An 18958-nucleotide genomic window follows, 5' to 3' on the forward strand; every position below is an offset into this window, starting at 1 on the left:
TCGATGGACATCCACGCGGTGCTGAAGTCGCTGCCGCACCGTTTCCCCTTCCTGCTGGTCGACCGCGTGCTTGAAGTCGAGGCAGGCAAGTACATCCGCGCGCTGAAGAACGTCACCATCAACGAGCCCTTCTTCCCCGGCCACTTCCCGAACCACCCGGTGATGCCGGGCGTGCTCATCGTCGAGGCGCTGGCCCAGACGGCAGCCATCCTGTCCTTCGAAACGCTGGGCACCACACCGGACGCCGATTCGGTCTACTACCTCTGTGGCGTGGACAACACCCGCTTCAAGAAGCCGGTCATGGCCGGCGACCAGCTCATCCTCGAAGTCGACCTGCTGAAGCACTCTCGCGGTATCTGGAAGTACCAGGCGCGTGCCCGCGTCGACGGCGGCGTGGTGGCCGAATCCGAACTGCTCTGTGCGGTGCGTCCGACCTGATGGCAACGCTGATTCATCCGACCGCCATCGTCGATCCGGCGGCGCAGATCGCCGACGGTGTCGAGATCGGTGCCTACAGCATCATCGGGCCGAACGTCGAGATCGGTGCCGGCACCAAGGTGCATGCGCACGTGGTGATCCAGGGTCACACCCGCATCGGACGCGACAACGCGTTCCACCCCTTCTGTTCGATAGGTGGTGCTCCGCAGGACAAGAAGTACGCCAATGAACCGACCCGTCTGGAGATCGGCGACCGCAACACCGTGCGCGAATACGCGACGATGAACTGCGGCACCGTGCAGGACGGCGGCGTCACGCGCCTGGGCGACGATAACTGGATCATGGCCTACGTGCACGTGGCGCACGACTGCCAGGTCGGCAGCCACACCATCATGGCCAACAACACCGCGCTGGCCGGTCACGTGCATGTCGGCGACTGGGCCATTCTCGGCGGCTTCACCGGCGTGCACCAGTTCGTGCGTGTCGGCGCGCACAGCTTCTGCGGCGTGCATTCGAGCGTGCTGCAGGACGTGCCGCCCTTCGTGCTGGCTAATGGCGTGCCGGCCAGCCCGCATGGCATCAACAGCGAGGGCCTGCGCCGCCGCGGCTACAGCAGCGAAGCCATCATGGCGATCAAGCGCGCCTACAAGACGCTGTACCGCGAAGGGCTGACGCTGGACGACGCCAAGGCAGCCATCGCCGAGGCGGCGAAAGCGACGCCCGAGGTGGCGCTGCTGTCCGATTTCCTCGCATCCGGCGGACGCGGCATCATCCGATAATGGCCTCCCGCATCACGGTGGCCATGGTCGCTGGCGAAGCGTCGGGCGACCTGCTGGCTGCGCATCTGATCAAGGCTCTGCGCGACGCGCGGCCCGATATCGACTTCGTCGGCATCGGCGGGCCGCGCATGCAGTCGGCCGGCTTCGACGCCTGGTGGCCGTCCGAGAAGCTGGCCGTGCGCGGCTATTTCGAAGTGCTCAAGCATTACCGCGAACTGGCCGGCATCCGCCGCAGCCTGCTTGATCGCCTCCTCAAGGACAAGCCGGCCGCCTTCATCGGCGTCGACGCGCCTGATTTCAATCTGTGGCTGGAACGCAAGCTGCGCGACGCCGGCGTGCCGGCCATCCACTACGTGAGCCCGTCGATCTGGGCCTGGCGCGGTGGCCGCATCAAGGGCATCGCACGCAGTGTGTCGCGCGTGCTCTGCCTGTTCCCGTTCGAACCGGCGATCTACGAAAAGGCAGGTGTGCCGGTGAGCTATGTCGGCCACCCCTTCGCCGACGAGATTTCGCCCGAGCCACAGCGCTTCGCGGCGCGCGAGCGGCTGGCCATACCGGTCGATGCGCGTATCGTGGCCTTGCTGCCGGGCAGCCGGCAGTCGGAACTGCAGTACAACGCGCACGCCTGGATCGGTGCCGCCAAACTGCTGTACGAGCGCCATCCGGATATCCGCTTCCTGGTGCCGCTGACCACGCGCGAAACGCGTACCCAGTTCGAGCAGGCGTTGTGGGACTGCGAGGCGACCGAGCTGCCGGTGTCCATCCTGTTCGGCCACGCGCGCGACGCGCTGATGGCCTGCGACGTGGCGCTGGTCGCGAGTGGCACGGCGACGCTGGAGGCGGCCCTGTGCCGCGCGCCGCACGTCGTGGCCTACCGCATTCACGCGCTGAGCTATCGCATCATGAAGCGCATGGCCTACCAGCCCTGGGTCGGCCTGCCCAACATCCTGGCCGGCCGCAGCATCGTGCCCGAGCTGCTGCAGCACGACGCCACGCCCGAAAAGCTCGCTGACGCGCTCGACGCGCTGCTCGGCGACGCGGTGGCGCGGGCGGCGCAGATCGACGAATTCGAGCGCATCCATTTCACGCTGCGCCAGGGTACGGCGGCGCGAGCTGCCGCGGCCATCCTTCCGCATCTGCCACGCGCATGAAGATCGCCGGCGTCGATGAGGCAGGCCGGGGCCCTTTGTGCGGTCCGGTCTATGCGGCTGCGGTCATTCTCGATCCCGTGCGCCCCATAGACGGCCTGAACGATTCGAAGAAGCTGTCGGAAAAGAAGCGCGAAGCGCTGGCGCCATTGATCCGCGAGCGCGCGCTGGCGTGGGCGGTCGGCATCGCGACGGTGGAGGAGATCGACCGCCTGAACATCCTGCACGCCACCATGCTGGCGATGCGTCGCGCGGTCGAAGGCCTTGCCGTGCCGCCCGATCGGGTGCTGATCGACGGCAACCGTGTGCCGCCCGGCCTCAGCGTGCCGGCGCGCGCCATCGTCGGTGGCGATGCGTCGGAAGCGGCGATCTCGGCCGCCTCCATCCTGGCCAAGACCGGCCGCGACCAAGAAATGATGGCGCTGGCGGCGCTGTATCCGCAGTACGGCATCGCCAAGCACAAGGGCTACCCGACCGCCGAGCATCTGGCCGCACTGCGCGTCCACGGCCCGTCACCGATACACCGGCGCAGCTTTGCGCCGGTCGCGCAGAGCGCACTGGATTTCGGCATGCCCGACTGACGCCGCTCCGGCTCAGCCCTCCGCAGGATCGAGATGCACGGCCAGCCAGACCGAGGCATTCACGGCGTCGGTGCGGTCGATGCGGTGGCGCCGGTGTGCCTCGATGAATACCCAATCGCCCGGCCTCAGTTCCCGGCCTGCGTCCTCGTCCTCGAAGCGGAGTGTCGCGCTGCCGCTCAGCAGCGCCACCCACTCGTCGCCCGGCTGTTCGTACCAGAAGCCGGGCGGGCTGCACTGACCGGTCGACACGATGCGCTCGATGCGCATGCCGGGCCGCGCGCACAGCGTTTCGAACAGCTCTTCCGGCTGCGGCGCCGGCGGCAGGCCGTCGAACAGATTGGCGCTCACGCTGCGGCCTCGTCCAGCAGTTCGGTGTCGTCGTGTGCATAGGCCGGGCTGCAGCAGCAGAGGATGACCAGCGCCTCGCCGCCGGTCGCCTCGATGCAGTGCGGGGTGCCGGGCGGAATGAGCACGGTGTCGCCGACCGTCACGTCGAAGTGATCGTCGCCCAGCGTCATGCGGCCGCGACCGGCGGTCACGTGATACAGCTCTTCGGTCACCCGGTGGCGGTGCAGCGCGGTGCGCGTGCCGGCCGGCACGGTCGCTTCGGCCAGGCTCTGAGCCTGCCCGCCGTGCTGCGCCGGATGCATCAATTCGCGGATCAGCGAGCCGTCCTTGGTCACGTAAGCAGCAATGTCTTTGTAGCGGGTTTTCATCGGAGGGCGGGCGCGCAAGCAGGGTGGGGCGCCAGCGTAGTCGAAAGCACGCGGCACTTGCATCGATTCAATGATTCAAATATTGTTGAAGTATGGGAGAGCAGGACATCATCCGCGCACTGGCCGCACTGGCGCACGAAATCCGGCTGCGCGTGTTCCGCGCGCTGGTGGTTGCCGGCCCGGAGGGCATGACGCCGGGCGTGCTTGGCGAGGCGCTGTCGGTGGCACCGACCACGCTGTCCTTCCACCTGAAGGAACTGACCCAGGCCGGCCTGCTGCTGCAGTCGCGCGACGGCCGCCACCTGATCTACCGCGCCGACTACGCCCGCATGGGCGCGCTGATGGCCTATCTCACCGAAAACTGCTGCCGTGGCACACCCTGTGTCGAGGCTGCACCTTCCTGCACGAACTGCTGACCGGAGAACCGCAATGAAGCGCTTTCACGTCCATCTGCACGTCGACGATCTGACGAAGAGCATCGCCTTCTACAACAAGCTGTTCGACGCCCAACCGGCGCGCAGCGAAGCCGATTACGCGAAGTGGATGCTCGAAGATCCGCCGGTCAATTTCGCGATCTCGACCCGTGGCAGCAAAGCAGGCATCGACCATCTCGGCATCCAGACCGACGATCCGGCCGAACTGGCGGCGATGAAGGCGCGCGCCGAATCGGCCGACATGGCGCTGCTCGACGAAGGCGAAACCACCTGCTGTTACGCGCGCAGCGAAAAGCACTGGGTGACCGACCCGCAGGGCATTGCCTGGGAGCACTTCCACACGCTGGGCAACATTCCGGTGTTCAACGAAGCGGCCAGCGGCGGCGCTGCCTGCTGTGCCCCCGAGGCGCCGGTCACCCGTGGCAAGCCGCTGAACATCGGCGTCAAGTCCTCCGGCTGCTGCTGACATGGCGCGTCCGCTCAACGTGCTGTTTCTGTGCACCCACAATTCGGCGCGCAGCGTGCTCGCCGAGTGCCTGCTCAACCACCTTGGCGGCGCCCGTTTCCGCGCCTTTTCCGCCGGCAGCCAGCCGAGCGGGCGGGTGAATCCGTTCGCGCTGCAGGCGCTGGCCGAGCAGGGCATCGACACGACGGGCGTGCGCAGCAAAGCCTGGGACGAATTCGCCGCGCCCGGCGCGCCGACGATGGATCTGATCATCACCGTATGCGACAGCGCCGCTGGCGAAACCTGTCCGGTCTGGCCGGGCCATCCGGCCACCGCGCACTGGGGCTACGCCGATCCCTCTGCGACCACCGGCAGCGATGCGGCGAAGCTGACCGCCTTTCGCGACACGCTGGCGCTCATCCGCCGTCGTCTCGAAATCCTGGTCGCGATGCCGGACGAACGTCTGCACGCGCTGGCGCTGCAGCAGACCGCGCGCGATCTGGCCGCACACTGAGGTCTTTCCATGGGCATGTTCGAACGCTGGCTCACCCTGTGGGTGGGCCTGGCCATCGTCGCGGGTGTCGCGCTGGGTCTGGTCGCGCCGTCGGCCTTTGCCGCCGTCGCGGCGCTGGAACTGGCGCACGTCAATCTGGTGGTGGCCGTGCTCATCTGGGTGATGATCTACCCGATGATGATCCAGATCGATTTCGCCGCCGTGCGCGACGTCGGTCGCCGGCCGCAGGGGCTGGTGCTGACGCTGGTCGTGAACTGGCTGATCAAGCCCTTCACGATGGCCGCACTGGGCGTGCTGTTCTTCCAGCACCTGTTTGCGCCCTGGGTCGATCCGCAATCGGCGTCCGAATACATCGCCGGCATGATCCTGCTCGGCGTGGCGCCGTGCACGGCCATGGTGTTCGTCTGGAGCCAGCTCACGCGCGGTGATCCCAACTACACGCTGGTGCAGGTGTCGGTGAACGATCTGGTCATGGTGTTCGCCTTCGCGCCGATCGCCGCCTTCCTGCTCGGCGTGACCGACGTGGCCGTGCCGTGGGAAACGCTTCTGCTGTCCACCGCGCTCTACGTGGTGCTGCCGCTGCTTGCTGGCGTGCTCACCCGCCGTGCGCTTGGCAACGGCGCGGCACTGGCCGGCTTCGTCGCGCGCCTCAAGCCCTGGTCCATCGTCGGCCTGCTGGCGACCGTCGTGCTGCTGTTCGGCTTCCAGGCGGAAACCATCGTCGCCCAGCCTTTCGTGATCGCGCTGATCGCCGTGCCGCTGGTGCTGCAGACCTACGGCATCTTCGCCATCGCCTTCGTCGCCGCGCGGACGATGAAGCTGCCGTATCCGGTGGCCGCACCGGCCTGCCTGATAGGCACGTCGAATTTCTTCGAACTTGCGGTCGCCGTTGCGATCTCCCTGTTCGGACTGCACTCGGGCGCGGCGCTGGCGACCGTGGTCGGCGTGCTGGTCGAAGTGCCGGTCATGCTGTCGCTGGTCGCCTTCACGCGGCGCAGCGCGCATCTTTTTCCGGATTCCGCTGAACTTTTTTAGATCAAGTCTAAACAAAGAGGCAGTTTCGCAATATCATTGCGACTTTCACCCCACCCACAAAAGAGGATCTCGACATGAGCATCATCAACAGCACCGTCCAGCCCTTCAAGGCAAACGCTTTCCACAACGGCAAGTTCATCACCGTGACCGACGAGAGCCTGAAGGGCAAGTGGTCGGTGATCGTGTTCATGCCGGCTGCCTTCACCTTCAACTGCCCGACCGAAGTCGAAGACGCGGCCAACAACTACGCCGAATTCCAGAAGGCCGGTGCCGAAGTGTACATCGTCACCACCGACACCCATTTTTCGCACAAGGTGTGGCACGAAACCTCGCCGGCCGTCGGCAAGGCCCAGTTCCCGCTGGTCGGCGACCCGACCCACCAACTGACCCGCGCGTTCGACGTGCACATCGATGAAGAAGGCCTGGCGCTGCGCGGCACCTTCATCATCAACCCGGAAGGTCAGATCAAGACCGCCGAAATCCACGACAACGCGATCGCCCGCGACATGAACGAAACCCTGCGCAAGCTCAAGGCTGCCCAGTTCGTCGCCAGCCACCCCGGCCAGGTCTGCCCGGCCAAGTGGAAGGAAGGCGCCGAAACCCTGACCCCGTCGCTCGACCTGGTCGGCAAGATCTAAGCGCACAACGCTTCGCAGAGGCGCCCGGGTCAGGTGCCAGGGTGTGTTCTCAAGCGGTTTGAGAACATGCCCTGACGGCGCCCGGCCCGGGCGTTTTGTTTTCCGCATCATCCGTTTCGAAAGCCGAGCACACCATGCTGGACGCCACTCTCAAGGGCCAGTTGAAGGCCTATCTCGAAAAGCTGCAGCACCCGATCGAACTGACGGCCGCGCTGGACGACAGCGCCGCGTCGCGCGAACTGCAGGGTCTGCTGGCTGACATCGCCGAACTGTCGGACAAGATTTCGGTGAGCGAAGAACGGGGCAGTGCCGCGCGCACGCCGTCGTTCGCGATCAATCGCAAGGGCGGCAACATGTCGCTGCGCTTCGCCGCGATTCCGCTCGGCCACGAATTCACCTCGCTGGTGCTCGCGCTGCTGCAGGCCGGCGGCCACCCGCCGCGCGTGTCGGACGAAATGATCGAACAGATCAGGTCGCTCGACGGCGACTACAGCTTCGAAGTGTTCATGTCGCTGTCCTGCCACAACTGCCCGGATGTGGTGCAGGCGTTGAACCTGATCGCGGTGCTGAACCCGCGCGTCAAGGTGGTCACCATCGACGGTGCGCTGTTCCAGAAGGAAGTCGAAGAGCGCCAGGTGATGGCAGTGCCGATGGTGTTCCTGAACGGCGAACTGTTCGGCGCCGGCCGCATGACGCTCGAAGAGATCGTCGGCAAGGTCGACACCGGTGCGGCGAAGCGTGACGCGGAGAAGATGAACGCCAAGGCGCCGTTCGACGTGCTGGTGGTGGGCGGTGGACCTGCCGGTTCGGCGGCGGCGATCTACGCCGCGCGCAAGGGCATCCGCACCGGCGTGGTTGCCGAGCGCTTCGGCGGTCAGCTGATGGACACGCTGGGCATCGAGAACTTCATTTCGGTCAAGGAGACCGAAGGCCCCAAGCTCGCCGCCGCGCTCGAAGAGCACGTGAAGAGCTACGAGGTCGACGTGATGGCGCTGCAACGCGTCGACAAGCTGATTCCGGCCGCGGAATCGGGCGACGGCCTGATCACGCTGCAACTGTCCAATGGCGGCCAGCTGAAGTCGCGTTCGGTCATCCTGGCGACCGGCGCACGCTGGCGTGAAATGAACGTGCCGGGCGAACGCGAATACCGCAACAAGGGCGTGGCCTACTGCCCGCACTGCGACGGCCCGCTGTTCAAGGGCAAGCGTGTGGCGGTGATCGGCGGCGGCAATTCGGGCGTCGAGGCGGCGATCGATCTGGCTGGCATCGTCGGCCACGTGACGCTGCTGGAATTCGACAAGCAGATGCGCGCTGACGCCGTATTGCAGCGCAAGCTGCTGAGCCTGCCCAACGTGAAGGTGATCCTGCAGGCGCAGACCACCGAAGTGACGGGTGGGGCCGACGGCAAGGTCAATGCGCTGAAGTACACCGACCGCGCCACCGGCGAGTCGCACACGGTCGAACTGGAAGGCATCTTCGTGCAGATCGGTCTGGTGCCGAACACCGAGTGGCTGAAGGGTTCGATCGAACTGACCAAGTACGGCGAAATCCAGGTCGATGCGCGCTGCGAGACCAGCACGCCGGGCGTGTTCGCCGCCGGCGACGTGACCACCGTGCCGTACAAGCAGATCATCATCGCGATGGGCGAAGGATCGAAGGCGGCAATTTCGGCTTTCGACCACCTGATCCGCACGTCGGCACCGGCCTGATCGCCGGGACGCGTTAACATCGGAGCCCGCGCATCGCAGGATGTGCGGGCTTTTTCTTGGCCGCGCGCCCTCCAATGCGCGCCATTCACCGAGGGTCTTCACGTCATGAGCCACGCTCCGCTGCTGCTTTTCCTGCACGTCGCCGCAGTCACGATCTGGGTCGGCGGCATGTTCTTCGCCTATGTCTGTCTGCGCCCGGTGGCCGCGGTGCAGCTCGAACCGCCGGCGCGGCTGCGGCTGTGGCGCGGCGTGTTCGGCGGTTTCTTTCCGCTGGTGTGGGCTTCGGTCGCGGTCATCCTCGCTACTGGGCTCGGAATGATGCTGGCGGTCGGCATGAAGGCCGCGCCCATCCACTGGCATCTGATGTTCGGCGTCGGTCTGATCATGATGTTCATCTTCATGCACGTGTTCTTCGCGCCGTACAAGCGGCTGCTGCGCGCCGTCGACGCATCGGACTGGCCGGCCGGTGGCGCGGCGCTGGCGCAGATACGCAAGCTGGTCGGGCTGAACACCGTGCTCGGCTTCATCACCATCGCGCTGGCCACGCTGGGGCGCGCACTGGTGGCCGGATGAAGCACGTCCAGTCGCGCGACAACGCGCAGTTCAAGCAGCTGCGCAAGCTGGCGACCTCGTCGCGCGCGCGGCGCGAAGCGGCGGAAACGCTGATCGACGGCCTGCACCTGTTCCGCAGCGCGCTCGACGCCGGCGTGCGCCCCAAGCTCGCCATCGTTGCCGAGCGCGCGCTCGATCACGCCGAGGTGAAGGCGGCGCTGGCGGAGCAGGGCGAAGCGATGCTGCTGCTCGCCGACGCGCTGTTCGACGAACTGAGCCCGACCGACACGCCGACCGGCCTGCTCGGGCTGATCGACATCCCCGCCGAGCCCGGCGAACCGATTACCGGCGACTGTCTGGTGCTCGACGCGGTGCAGGACAGCGGCAACCTCGGCACCTTGCTGCGCGCCGCCTGGGCCACCGGCGTACGCGACGTGCTGCTGACCACCGGCTGCGCCCAGGCGTGGAGCCCCAAGGTGCTGCGTGCCGGGCAGGGCGCTCATTTCAGCCTGCGCATCCGTGAGCACTGCGACGTGGCGGCTGCGCTGGCCGGCTATCCGGGCCGCATCGTCGCCACCCGGCTCGACGCGCGCAGCTCGCTCTACGCGCTCGACCTGCGCGGTCCGGTCGCCTGGCTGTTCGGTAACGAAGGCGCCGGTCTGTCGCCGGCCGTCAGCGCGCTGGCGACCGACCCGGCCATCATTCCGATGCCCGGTGCGGCCGAATCGCTGAACGTCGCGATGGCCGCCACCGTCTGCCTGTTCGAGCAGGTGAGGCAGCGCACGCGCGATTGAAGCGTCGCAAAGTGGTCGGGTGGGGCAGGGAGCTTTTCCCTGTACAAGCGTCGAGGCAGTTTTGAGAATCGGGCATCCGCGGACTTGAAGGTCTGCTCATCCACCGGTGCACGCGCCCTCCGATTCCCGCCATGCAGATCGAACATCCCGTCCGTCAGGAACTGGTCAAGGACCTGTATATCGACCATCGGGGATGGCTGTTCGGCTGGCTGCGCAAGAAGCTCCGCTGCCCTTCAGACGCGGCCGATCTGACGCAGGACACCTTCGTTCGCGTCATGCAGTGCGACGAACTGGCGCAACTGCGTGAGCCGCGCGCCTTCCTGACGACGACCGCGGGTCGGCTGCTGATCGATCATCTGCGCCGTCGCAAGCTCGAACAGTCGTATCTGGGCGCGCTGGCGCTGTACTCGTCGGACGCGTCCGCGCCCTCGGCCGAAGATCATCACGCGGCGCTGGAAACCTTGAATGCACTGGCAACGATGCTGGAGACGCTGCCGCCGAAGCCGCGCAAGGCCTTCCTGCTGTACCGGCTTGAAGGGCTGCCGCACGCCGAGATCGCCGTTCGCCTCGGTGTGTCGGTCAGCATGATCAAACAGTATCTGGCTACCGTCCTGATGCAGTGCTACCGCGTGCTGTACGGCTGACCATGTCGCATTCGGCATCGACCGCTGCGCAGCATGAGCGCGCCACCGAGGAGGGTACGCCGTCGGCGGCTGTCGTGGCCGCGGCGACCGAGTGGTACCTGAAGACGCAGGACGACGCCTGCACGCCGGAACAACGATCCGCGCTGCACGACTGGCTGCAGGCCGATCCGATGCACCGTCTCGCTTATGGCCGCATCGATTCGATATGGTCGCGCTTCGGTCAGGTCGATGCGCGCGCCGGAAAGGCTGCCCTTGACGCGAGCCTCGCCGGCTCCGGGCGCCGCCGTCGCGCCCTGGCCGGTGCGCTGATGCTCGCGTGCACCGTGGCCGGTAGCGGCTGGCTGGCGCTGCAGTCACAGACCGCACGCTATCTGCTGGCCGACCATCGCACCGCGCCGGGCGAGCGGCTGACGATCACGCTGGACGACGGCAGCCGCATCACGCTCAACACCGACTCGGCGATAGACGCGCAGTACACCGGTCAGGAACGTCGCATCGTGCTGCGGCGGGGCGAGATTCTGGTCGAAGTGAGCGCTGACCCGCAGCGTCCATTCGTGGTCGAAAGCCGGCACGCGACGGCGCGTGCGCTCGGCACGCAGTACGTGGTGCGCGACGACGCCGATGCAACGCGCGTCGCGGTGATCGAGTCCACCGTCGAGGCGTGCAGCCGCGCCGTCGGCACCTGCACCACGCTGGCGCCCGGCAGCGCGACCCGGATCACCGACGAGGGTGTCGGTGCGGCCGAGGCGGCGGATATCGATGCGCTCATCGGCTGGCGCGATGGCGTGCTGGCGGTCGACGACAAGCCGCTCACCGAGGTACTTGCCGAACTCGAGCGCTATCGCCGCGGCACGCTCTACTACGACGCGGAAGCGCTGCAGGGCCTCTCGGTTTCGGGCGTGTTCCCGCTCGACGACACCGACCGGGCACTTGCCGCGCTGAGCGCGAACCTGCCGCTGCGCATCACCCGCTTCACTTTTTACGTCGTCCGTATCGAACGCCGCTGATTTTTTCGACGCCGGCTGTACTTTCGTCTTCGTCCTTCGTCATTGCCCGCGACTACACAAAAAAAGCGGGGGAGCACATGAAGAGGTCAGAGGGTGGCAAGGGCAGGCGCGTACTCGGTGCGGCTGCGCTGGGGCTGGCCGTCGTCAGCATGCCGGCGGCGGCCGATGCGCTGCGGCTCGAACTGGCCGACGCGACGCGCAACGATGCGGTGCGCAGTTACGACATCGCGCCGGGGCCGCTCGGCGACACACTCAATCGGGTCGCACGGCGGGCAGCTGTGGTGTTCACGTTCGAACCTTCGCTGGTCAGCGGCAAGCGCAGCGCCGGTGTCCGCGGGGATTTCTCGGTGCGCGAGGCATTCACCGCCGCGCTGCAGGGAAGCGGGCTCGAACTGCGTATCGACGAAGCGGGTGGATACACACTGCGCCGTGCCCCGGCGCAGCCGCTGCCTGCCCTCGGTGACCCATCCTCGTCCGTCCATCAGCTCGAAGCGATCCAGGTGCGCGCCAAGCGTTTCCACGAGATCGGTCCGCTGCCGGGCCTCGGTCTGACGAAAGAGGAAATCCCGGGCAATGTGCAGAGCCTCTCCGCCGAGGACATCCGCAATGCCCACGCGGTCAGCGTGGCCGATCTGCTGAACTCGACCATGCAGTCGGTCAACGTGAACGACTACCAGGGCAACCCGTTCCAGATGGATGTGAACTACCGCGGCTTCACTGCCAGTCCGCAGCTCGGGACGCCGCAGGGCCTGTCGGTTTTCATCGACGGCATACGCGTGAACGAACCGTTCGGCGACGTCGTGAACTGGGACATGATTCCGATGAACGCACTGTCGGGCTTCGACGTCTTTCCGGGCTCGAATCCGATCTTTGGTCTCGGCACGCTGGGCGGCGCCTTCTCGATGCGCACCAAGAGCGGTTTCGACAGCCCCGGCGTCGAGGCCGAACTGCTCACCGGCGCCTTCGGCCGCAACCAGCTGCTGGTTTCGGGCGGCTGGAACAACGGCAGCGTGGGCCTTTTCGGCGCCGGCAACTTCTTCGTCGAAGACGGTTGGCGCGACAATTCTCCAACCAAGGTGAACCAGGTGTTCGGCAAGGGCAGCTATCGCAGCGACCGGCTGGACCTGAACCTCAGCTCGCTGTACGTCTGGAACGACCTCGTCGGCAATGGGATGATTCCGAGCCAGATGTATGCGCAGGATCGCAACGGCGTATTCACGTCGCCGGATACGACGAAGAACAGGCTGCTGCAGTTGCAGCTGTCCGGCAGCTTCATCGTCAACGACAACTTCACCATTACCGGCCAGGTCTACCAGCGCGACAGCAATCGTCGCGCCCTGGGGGCCGACGTCTACACCGAATTGCGCGGCGACTACGCGCGGCGCAAGCTCGATCCGGGCGAGCAGTACACCTGCCTGTACAACAGCAGCAACAAGTACGGTCTGCCCGACTACTACGTCGTCGCTTTCGATCCGAACGACTGGTTCTCGCCGGCCTATCCTGAGTTCCTCAACTTCCTGATTGACTACGCGACCAATGGCGTCGCCAACCCGGCCCTGCTGCCGGACGGCGCATTCAATGCAGACCTGCCTGACGATTACGCGGCGCACGCGAAGTACGAGTTCGACACCTGGAAGAACTACCACCAGGCGCTGTTCTACGTGCCGCAGGCGGTGACGCGCCCGCCGGTGCTGCCGGGCGACCCAACCTCGTATTCGAATGGCGAACCGTCGTACACGGCGGGCACCTGGGTCGGTGGCAGCGCACCCAGAGTGCCGGCCGGTGACATCGACGTCATCGGCGGCATGACTGCGAGCTTCTTTTATACGCAGGACGGCGTGAAGCACGCCGTCATGACGGTCACCCCCTTCAACGGCGACAACTGTGCCGCCACGCAGGACCGGGACGTGACCTCGCAGCGCGGCGAACTGACCCAGCGCGACCCGGTAACCGGCAACGTGCTGATGACCGACGGTTTCGGCACCACCCGACCGGGCGTGGTCGAGGGCACGCCGACTGCGGTGCTGACCAATACGCGGATCGAACAGATCATCCACGGCGCCTCGATGCAGCTGAACTGGAACTACGACCGCCACAAATTCATGGTCGGCGCCTCGGTTGATCGCGCGAAGGCGCGCTACGGCAGCGGGCAGATGCTCGGACTGCTCGACGCCGAGCGCAATGCCTACCTTGCGCCGGACGAGATCCGCGATCAGTACGCCGCGGCCGACGAAGAGGTGCGCAACAACGACTTCGCCGGCACCTCGATCACCAAGAGCCTGTATGCGAGCGAAACATGGAGCCCGGTGGAGACGGTGCACCTGACCGGCGCGGTGCGCTTCAACCACACGCGGGTCAAGAACGTACTGGCCTCGCGCAGCTACGGCTTCACCGTGTTCGATCTTGCCCAGTACGAGGCCTATCCGAACTTCTACGACATCTGTGTCGATGGCGTGTGTCCGACCACCGGCTATCGCGTGCCCGACCTTGCGCGCATCATGAACCCGGCAGAAACCGAGCACTTCACCTATCGCTCGCTGAATCCTTCGTTCGGTGGCACCTGGCAGGCGCAGCCGGACCTGAACGTCTATGGCAACTGGGCACGCGGTGCCCGCACACCGTCGGTGATCGAACTTGGCTGCGCGCTCGACCACACTCTGGTCAAGATGAGCGGCAACAAGTACATCGAGAAGGGGCTGCTGGAGAACCGCTCCTGCTCCTTGCCCTCGACGCTTTCGGGCGACCCCTACCTGCCGCAGATCCGCGCCGAAACCATCGACTTCGGCATGCGCGGCCGCTGGGGCGACAACATCGAGTGGAATCTCGGCGCCTACCGTACCGATCTGAAGGACGACATCTACCTGGTGACCTATCCGGGCAACCGCAGCTTCTTCGACAGCATCGGCGACACCCGCCGGCAGGGCATCGAAGCGGGCATGACCGCCCAACTGGGCAAGGCGCGCCTGCGGCTGAACTACGCGCTGACCGACGCCACCTTCCAGGAGTCATTCGTCATGGCGGCGAACGACAACAGCAGTGCGACGCTGGAGCCCTACTGCAATGCCTCCGGCCAGTGCATCTACGATCTCGACGACCCGGTCGGGCGCATCCGCGTCAAGCCGGGCAACCGCATGCCGGGCATACCGCTGCACAACCTGAACGCCACGCTGAGCTACGAGGTGACCGACAAGTGGACGGTGGGCGTGACGGCGATCGCCCATTCGACCGCCTACGTGCGCGGCAACGAGAACAACGAACACAGGGAAGGGGTCGTGCGGCAGGTGCCGGTCGACATCTACGACGGCAACGGCGCCGTTATCGGCCAGCAGATCGTCAGACTGCAGCCGACCGGCAACAAGGGTTCGGTGCCGGGACACGTCGTCTTCAACGTCCACACGAGCTACAAGCTCACGCCGGAATGGACGCTGGGCATGCGCATCAACAACCTGCTCGACAAGGAATACTTCAGCGCCGGCCGCCTCGGCGTGAATCCGTTTTCGCCGTCGATACACGGCGCCATCGGGCCGGACGGCTACAACCACAACTCCAGTGACTGGCTCAGCACCAACTTCCTGGCACCGGGCGCACGGCGCGGAATCTGGCTGACCTTGAGCTATCAGCTCGATCCGCGCTGAGCAGCGATCAGGCGGCCGATTCTCCGGCCACGTCCGGCCGGGCCGCCCACGGCACGAGGCCGGCGGCGGTGGCCAGACGCACCAGCTCGACGTCGCTGCGCACGTCGAGCTTCTGGCGGATTTCGCTCATCCGGTTCGAGATCGTCTTCGGGCTCAGCTTGAGCGCGTCGGCGATTTCGTCCACGGTCATGCCGGCCAGCAGCAGGCGGCAGATTTCGAATTCGCGCGGCGTCAGCACGTCGAGCCGCTTTTCGTCCGGCATCACGTTGTCCAGCGCCAGCTGTTCGGCCACGCGCGGGCTCAGCGTGCGCCGGCCCTGGGCGGCGGCGATCACCGCCTGCACCAGCGCTTCCGGCTCGGTGTCCTTGGTCAGGAAACCGATCGCGCCCGCTTCCAGCGCCTGACGGGCGAAGGCCGGCTGCGCGTGCATCGAGAACATGAGCACGCGCGCCCGGCCGTCGAGTGCGAGCATGCGGCGCGCCGCCTCGATGCCGCTGGCGCCGGGCAGCGAAATGTCCATCACCACGACGTCCGGTTTCATCAGCCGGAACAGCTGGTAGGCCTCGTCGGAACTGCCGGCTTCACCCACCACCTCCATCATGCGGTTGTGTTCGAGGAAGCGGCGGTAGCCGGCGCGCACAACGGCGTGGTCGTCGACGAGCAGAACGCGGATGGGAGTGTTCGGAGCCATGTCAGTGTTCCTGTACCGAGGTTTTCAGGGGCAGCCAGGCCGTCACTTCCCAGCCGCCGCGCGAACGCGGACCGGCCTGGCAGTCACCACCCAGTGCGAGCGCGCGTTCGCGCATGCCGACCAGACCGAAGCCGCTTTCGGGTGCGACGTAGGGCGTTGGTTCGCCGTCGTCGGTCACCCGCAGCGATACGCGGCCGAGCCGCGGGTCGATGCTCAGATGCACATCGACCCGGGTGCACCGTGCGTGCTTGGCCGTATTGGTCAGACACTCCTGCACGATGCGGTAAAGCGTGATGTCATGCATGGCCGACAGCTGGCCGAGGTCCTCGTCGAGATGGAATACCACCTCGACCTTGTCCGCGCCGCGGCTGCGCTGGGTGCCCAGTTCGGCCAGCGCGTGGCGCAAGCCCAGTTCCTCGATGTCCGGCGGGCGCAGGTGTTCGAGCAGGTTGCGCACCAGACGCAGCAGGTGGCCCACCTGTTCCGACATCCAGCGCGCTGCCTCACGGTGCTCGGCCAGTTCGGGCCGGCCCTCGCAGGCGTCGGCCAGCAGACGCGCATGCGGATGGATGGCCACCAGGTAGGGGCTCAGTTCATCGTGCAGATCGCGCGCCAGCGACTGGCGGATTTCCTCTTCGTGCGTGATCAGTTTGCGCAGCAGCCGCGCGCGCTCGTTCACGGCGGCCTCCAGCGTGGCCGCCATGCTGTTGAAGGAATCGGACAGCGGCGCCAGATCGCCCGGGCCGACGTTGTCGAGCCGCGCGTCGAGCCGGCCTTCGCCGATCGCCGACAGCGCACGCATGACGCTGCCCAGCGGCTGCAGCGCGCGGCCAACCGCCCAGTACACCATGAAGCAGGCGATCAGCCCGATCGCCAGCACCATGCTGGTCTGCTTGATGTAGTCGTCCCAGATCTCGCGCAGTTCGTCGTCGGCGTTCGGCACCAGCAGGTAGTAACCGACCACGCGCTCACCGACGCGGATGTCCTTGCGCAGCGGCGGCAGGTTGCGCAGGCGTTCGCCCATCCAGTTCAGCGCGGCCGGCGCCTCGATCGGCGGCGCGTCGCGCGAACTCAGTATGGTGCGCCCGTCCAGCGCGTGCACCTCGACGGTGAGGTGGCGCAATGTACGCAGTTCCTGCGTGAGCTCGATGTGCGCGAGCAGCGACTCGGTCGACATGCCGGGCGGTGCCGGCGTCAGCACACTGGGCAGCAGCGCGTGCGCAAGACGCGCCACCGAATCGATCTCGGTCACTGCGTCGTCGTGGGCGTCGTAGAGCCTGCGCCCGCTGTCGGCAATCACCAGCAGGGTCATCAGCGAGGCGATGATCAGGGTGAGTCTGAAACGCAGACTCATGCAGGCATTTCCGGAAGTTGCGTGACCGGGCATCGTAATGCGAACGCTATCGGGAAATCCTCCCGCGCATCGCGCGCCGCCAGCCGTGGCGCGGGACACACTCCCTTTTCGTGAGGTTGGATTTCCCTGCCGGCGCCGGGCGTGACTCACCGATATTGAACGGCGCTGTCGCCGTTCGAGCGGCACGTCACTGAGGAGAAAGCCATGAAGAAAACTGCCCTGATCTGCACGCTGGCCCTGCTTGCCGCCCCGGTCTTCGCCGCCGACGCGAAGAAGCCGTCGTCGGACAAACCCGAACTGGCCCGCGACTGGGTCGAGATGGACGCCAACAAGGATGGCTACATCACGCCGGACGAAATGGTCGCCTGGGAGAAGAAGCGCGCCGACGCCAAGAAGTGAGCGGACGGTGCCGGCAAGGCCCGGCACCCCGCATGGTTTTTTCAAGACTTTTCAAAAAGCAAAAACCGGTAAGAGCCTGTCGGCGGACGGAACTGCAAAGTGCGGTCCCGTCTCTATGCGGTGCATTCGATTTGCGCGCTAAGTATTGCCGCAACGATGCATCCCACAACCGACGACAGGAGATGGCAATGAAGAAGTTCAGTCTTGTTTTTGCAGCCTGCGCCGTAATGAGCGCCGGCGCCTACGCCGCCGACGCGAAGGCCGACAAACCCGAGCTGGCGCGCGACTGGGTGGCGATGGACGTAGACCGTGACGGCCACATCACGCCGGACGAAATGGTCAACTACGAAAAGAAGAAGGCTGCGCAGAAGAAGTGAGGTCGGGGGGCAGGGCGCCCCCGGTCTGTCGCACCGACGGGGGCCGCACTGCGGCTCCCGTTCTTTTGTGCGCGTCCGGTATGCCACGCCGACGCCGAGGCCGCCTACACTGCGGCCATGGACTGCGTACTGATTTCCCATCCCGACTGTCTGGAGCACCGTCCGGGCGACCGTCACCCCGAATCCCCGGCGCGCCTGCAGACCGTGCTCGCCGAACTGGAGCGCACCGGCATCACGCGCACCTGGCGGCGCGCCGAAGCACCGCTGGTCACCCGCGCGCAGCTGGAGCGCGTGCACACCGCCGCCTATCTCGACGAGGTCGAGCGGGTCGCCCCCAAGAGCGGCACTTACAAACTGGAGAGCGATACCGTGATGTCGCCCGGCTCGCTCGCCGCCGCCTCGCGCGCCGCCGGCGCCGTCGTGCAGGGCGTCGATCTGGTCATGAGCGGGCGGGCCAAGGCGGTCTTCTGCGCGACGCGCCCGCCCGGCCATCACGCGAAGCCGGGTGAGGCGATGGGCTTCTGCATCTACGGCAACGTTGCGGTCGGCGCCGCGCACGCGCTGGCGACGCACGGCATCGAGCGCGTGGCCATCGCCGACTTCGACGTGCACCGCGGCAACGGCACCGAACTGATGTTCAGGCGCGAGCCGCGTGTGCTGATGGCCGACAGCTTCCAGCATCCGTATTACCCGCGCGGCGAGTTTCCCGAGCGTGCCGGCTACATCCCGCTGCGCATGGCGGCGGGCGAGGGTTCGGACGCCTTCCGCCGCCACTGGAAGGAGGTCGCGCTGCCGAAGCTGCGCGCCTTCCGGCCGCAGCTGGTGCTGATCTCCGCCGGCTTCGACGCGCTACGCGACGACCCGTTGGCCAATATCGAACTCCAAGCCGCCGACTACCGCTGGATCACGCACGAACTGCGCGACATCGCCGAGGCGTCGGCGCAGGGGCGCATCGTGTCGACGCTGGAAGGCGGCTACGGCCTGCCGGCCATCGGCCCGGCGGTGGCGGCTCACCTGATGGCGCTCGGCGACTGCAGCGTCTAGACTGCGCCGGCGTTCACTGCGGAC

The 18958-nt window shown here is 66.4% G+C and carries 22 protein-coding genes; 18 read left to right on the forward strand and 4 right to left on the reverse strand.

What is annotated here, in order from left to right; genetic code table 11:
- Positions 1-3 precede the first annotated feature (3 nt).
- Genes fabZ through rnhB form a run of 4 tightly spaced genes read left to right on the forward strand, consistent with a single transcriptional unit; the run spans position 4 to position 2946 of the window.
- Positions 4-438 (forward strand): 3-hydroxyacyl-ACP dehydratase FabZ, encoded by a 435-nt coding sequence (gene fabZ / locus METFAM1_RS0103710; RefSeq protein ID WP_019918215.1) that lies wholly within the window; start codon positions 4-6, stop codon positions 436-438.
- Positions 438-1217 carry an acyl-ACP--UDP-N-acetylglucosamine O-acyltransferase gene (lpxA, locus tag METFAM1_RS0103715; RefSeq protein WP_019918216.1) on the forward strand — a complete coding sequence of 260 codons (780 nt, stop codon included), beginning with the start codon at positions 438-440 and terminating at the stop codon, positions 1215-1217. The genes fabZ and lpxA overlap by 1 nt, the downstream gene beginning before the upstream one ends.
- Entirely contained in the window at positions 1217-2368 is a 1152-nt protein-coding gene (gene lpxB / locus METFAM1_RS0103720; protein WP_019918217.1) for a lipid-A-disaccharide synthase, read from the forward strand. Before lpxA ends, lpxB begins: the two co-directional genes overlap by 1 nt.
- Positions 2365-2946, forward strand: coding sequence for a ribonuclease HII (gene rnhB, locus METFAM1_RS0103725; protein WP_019918218.1), 582 nt, complete (start codon positions 2365-2367; stop codon positions 2944-2946). Before lpxB ends, rnhB begins: the two co-directional genes overlap by 4 nt.
- A 12-nt stretch (positions 2947-2958) precedes the next feature.
- Here the strand turns inward: rnhB and METFAM1_RS0103730 are convergent, their stop codons facing one another.
- Positions 2959-3294 carry a cupin domain-containing protein gene (locus METFAM1_RS0103730; RefSeq protein WP_019918219.1) on the reverse strand — a complete coding sequence of 112 codons (336 nt, stop codon included), beginning with the start codon at positions 3292-3294 and terminating at the stop codon, positions 2959-2961.
- Positions 3291-3662, reverse strand: a complete 372-nt coding sequence (locus METFAM1_RS0103735; protein ID WP_019918221.1) for a cupin domain-containing protein — start codon at positions 3660-3662, stop codon at positions 3291-3293. Before METFAM1_RS0103735 ends, METFAM1_RS0103730 begins: the two co-directional genes overlap by 4 nt.
- Before the next feature lie 92 nt (positions 3663-3754).
- Between METFAM1_RS0103735 and METFAM1_RS0103740 the strand changes: the two genes are divergently transcribed.
- The 11 genes from METFAM1_RS0103740 to METFAM1_RS0103790 all read left to right on the forward strand — a co-directional run bounded on the left by METFAM1_RS0103740 (position 3755) and on the right by METFAM1_RS0103790 (position 15069).
- On the forward strand, positions 3755-4078 hold the full coding sequence (locus tag METFAM1_RS0103740; protein WP_019918222.1) for an ArsR/SmtB family transcription factor: 324 nt from the start codon (positions 3755-3757) through the stop codon (positions 4076-4078).
- 13 nt (positions 4079-4091) lie between these two features.
- Positions 4092-4562, forward strand: coding sequence for an ArsI/CadI family heavy metal resistance metalloenzyme (locus tag METFAM1_RS0103745; RefSeq protein WP_019918223.1), 471 nt, complete (start codon positions 4092-4094; stop codon positions 4560-4562).
- A 1-nt stretch (position 4563) separates the two neighbouring features.
- Positions 4564-5055 (forward strand): arsenate reductase ArsC, encoded by a 492-nt coding sequence (locus tag METFAM1_RS0103750; protein ID WP_019918224.1) that lies wholly within the window; start codon positions 4564-4566, stop codon positions 5053-5055.
- Positions 5056-5064: 9 nt separating this feature from the next.
- Positions 5065-6090, forward strand: coding sequence for an ACR3 family arsenite efflux transporter (gene arsB, locus METFAM1_RS0103755; protein WP_019918225.1), 1026 nt, complete (start codon positions 5065-5067; stop codon positions 6088-6090).
- A gap of 74 nt (positions 6091-6164) precedes the next feature.
- Positions 6165-6728, forward strand: a complete 564-nt coding sequence (gene ahpC, locus METFAM1_RS0103760) for an alkyl hydroperoxide reductase subunit C (protein ID WP_019918226.1) — start codon at positions 6165-6167, stop codon at positions 6726-6728.
- Positions 6729-6862: 134 nt separating this feature from the next.
- A complete protein-coding gene (gene ahpF, locus METFAM1_RS0103765; RefSeq protein ID WP_019918227.1) occupies positions 6863-8437 on the forward strand; it encodes an alkyl hydroperoxide reductase subunit F in 1575 nt (524 codons plus the stop codon).
- A gap of 105 nt (positions 8438-8542) precedes the next feature.
- A complete protein-coding gene (locus tag METFAM1_RS0103770) occupies positions 8543-9010 on the forward strand; it encodes a CopD family protein (protein WP_019918228.1) in 468 nt (155 codons plus the stop codon).
- Positions 9007-9783, forward strand: a complete 777-nt coding sequence (locus METFAM1_RS0103775; protein ID WP_019918229.1) for a TrmH family RNA methyltransferase — start codon at positions 9007-9009, stop codon at positions 9781-9783. The genes METFAM1_RS0103770 and METFAM1_RS0103775 overlap by 4 nt, the downstream gene beginning before the upstream one ends.
- Before the next feature lie 131 nt (positions 9784-9914).
- Complete coding sequence (locus tag METFAM1_RS0103780; protein ID WP_019918230.1) at positions 9915-10427, forward strand: sigma-70 family RNA polymerase sigma factor; 513 nt, start codon at positions 9915-9917, stop codon at positions 10425-10427.
- A 2-nt stretch (positions 10428-10429) separates the two neighbouring features.
- Positions 10430-11434: a FecR domain-containing protein gene (locus tag METFAM1_RS0103785; protein WP_019918231.1), complete on the forward strand. Its 1005-nt coding sequence runs from the start codon at positions 10430-10432 to the stop codon at positions 11432-11434.
- Between the two features lie 77 nt (positions 11435-11511).
- Positions 11512-15069, forward strand: a complete 3558-nt coding sequence (locus tag METFAM1_RS0103790) for a TonB-dependent receptor (protein ID WP_019918232.1) — start codon at positions 11512-11514, stop codon at positions 15067-15069.
- 7 nt (positions 15070-15076) lie between these two features.
- Here METFAM1_RS0103790 and METFAM1_RS0103795 read toward each other — a convergent pair whose 3' ends face one another.
- Both METFAM1_RS0103795 and METFAM1_RS0103800 read right to left on the reverse strand, forming a co-directional pair.
- On the reverse strand, positions 15077-15760 hold the full coding sequence (locus METFAM1_RS0103795; protein WP_019918233.1) for a response regulator: 684 nt from the start codon (positions 15758-15760) through the stop codon (positions 15077-15079).
- 1 nt (position 15761) lies between these two features.
- Positions 15762-17114 carry a sensor histidine kinase gene (locus METFAM1_RS0103800; protein WP_019918236.1) on the reverse strand — a complete coding sequence of 451 codons (1353 nt, stop codon included), beginning with the start codon at positions 17112-17114 and terminating at the stop codon, positions 15762-15764.
- A 204-nt stretch (positions 17115-17318) separates the two neighbouring features.
- Between METFAM1_RS0103800 and METFAM1_RS0103805 the strand changes: the two genes are divergently transcribed.
- From METFAM1_RS0103805 to METFAM1_RS0103815, 3 genes are all read left to right on the forward strand, one after another.
- Positions 17319-17513, forward strand: coding sequence for a hypothetical protein (locus METFAM1_RS0103805; protein WP_019918237.1), 195 nt, complete (start codon positions 17319-17321; stop codon positions 17511-17513).
- A gap of 188 nt (positions 17514-17701) precedes the next feature.
- On the forward strand, positions 17702-17890 hold the full coding sequence (locus tag METFAM1_RS0103810; RefSeq protein ID WP_019918238.1) for a hypothetical protein: 189 nt from the start codon (positions 17702-17704) through the stop codon (positions 17888-17890).
- A gap of 117 nt (positions 17891-18007) precedes the next feature.
- Complete coding sequence (locus METFAM1_RS0103815) at positions 18008-18934, forward strand: histone deacetylase family protein (RefSeq protein ID WP_019918239.1); 927 nt, start codon at positions 18008-18010, stop codon at positions 18932-18934.
- The last annotated feature ends 24 nt before the right edge of the window (positions 18935-18958 follow it).

This window comes from Methyloversatilis discipulorum (genome assembly GCF_000527135.1).
In the GTDB taxonomy this organism is placed as follows: Bacteria; Pseudomonadota; Gammaproteobacteria; order Burkholderiales; family Rhodocyclaceae; genus Methyloversatilis; species Methyloversatilis discipulorum.

Coding starts and splice junctions, on each gene's coding strand:
- fabZ (WP_019918215.1), top strand. CDS start 4: ATGGACATCCACGCGGTGCTGAAGTCGCTGCCGCACCGTTTCCCCTTC.
- lpxA (WP_019918216.1), top strand. CDS start 438: ATGGCAACGCTGATTCATCCGACCGCCATCGTCGATCCGGCGGCGCAG.
- lpxB (WP_019918217.1), top strand. CDS start 1,217: ATGGCCTCCCGCATCACGGTGGCCATGGTCGCTGGCGAAGCGTCGGGC.
- rnhB (WP_019918218.1), top strand. CDS start 2,365: ATGAAGATCGCCGGCGTCGATGAGGCAGGCCGGGGCCCTTTGTGCGGT.
- METFAM1_RS0103735 (WP_019918221.1), bottom strand. CDS start 3,662: ATGAAAACCCGCTACAAAGACATTGCTGCTTACGTGACCAAGGACGGC.
- METFAM1_RS0103740 (WP_019918222.1), top strand. CDS start 3,755: ATGGGAGAGCAGGACATCATCCGCGCACTGGCCGCACTGGCGCACGAA.
- METFAM1_RS0103745 (WP_019918223.1), top strand. CDS start 4,092: ATGAAGCGCTTTCACGTCCATCTGCACGTCGACGATCTGACGAAGAGC.
- METFAM1_RS0103750 (WP_019918224.1), top strand. CDS start 4,564: ATGGCGCGTCCGCTCAACGTGCTGTTTCTGTGCACCCACAATTCGGCG.
- arsB (WP_019918225.1), top strand. CDS start 5,065: ATGGGCATGTTCGAACGCTGGCTCACCCTGTGGGTGGGCCTGGCCATC.
- ahpC (WP_019918226.1), top strand. CDS start 6,165: ATGAGCATCATCAACAGCACCGTCCAGCCCTTCAAGGCAAACGCTTTC.
- ahpF (WP_019918227.1), top strand. CDS start 6,863: ATGCTGGACGCCACTCTCAAGGGCCAGTTGAAGGCCTATCTCGAAAAG.
- METFAM1_RS0103770 (WP_019918228.1), top strand. CDS start 8,543: ATGAGCCACGCTCCGCTGCTGCTTTTCCTGCACGTCGCCGCAGTCACG.
- METFAM1_RS0103775 (WP_019918229.1), top strand. CDS start 9,007: ATGAAGCACGTCCAGTCGCGCGACAACGCGCAGTTCAAGCAGCTGCGC.
- METFAM1_RS0103780 (WP_019918230.1), top strand. CDS start 9,915: ATGCAGATCGAACATCCCGTCCGTCAGGAACTGGTCAAGGACCTGTAT.
- METFAM1_RS0103785 (WP_019918231.1), top strand. CDS start 10,430: ATGTCGCATTCGGCATCGACCGCTGCGCAGCATGAGCGCGCCACCGAG.
- METFAM1_RS0103790 (WP_019918232.1), top strand. CDS start 11,512: ATGAAGAGGTCAGAGGGTGGCAAGGGCAGGCGCGTACTCGGTGCGGCT.
- METFAM1_RS0103795 (WP_019918233.1), bottom strand. CDS start 15,760: ATGGCTCCGAACACTCCCATCCGCGTTCTGCTCGTCGACGACCACGCC.
- METFAM1_RS0103800 (WP_019918236.1), bottom strand. CDS start 17,114: ATGAGTCTGCGTTTCAGACTCACCCTGATCATCGCCTCGCTGATGACC.
- METFAM1_RS0103805 (WP_019918237.1), top strand. CDS start 17,319: ATGAAGAAAACTGCCCTGATCTGCACGCTGGCCCTGCTTGCCGCCCCG.
- METFAM1_RS0103810 (WP_019918238.1), top strand. CDS start 17,702: ATGAAGAAGTTCAGTCTTGTTTTTGCAGCCTGCGCCGTAATGAGCGCC.
- METFAM1_RS0103815 (WP_019918239.1), top strand. CDS start 18,008: ATGGACTGCGTACTGATTTCCCATCCCGACTGTCTGGAGCACCGTCCG.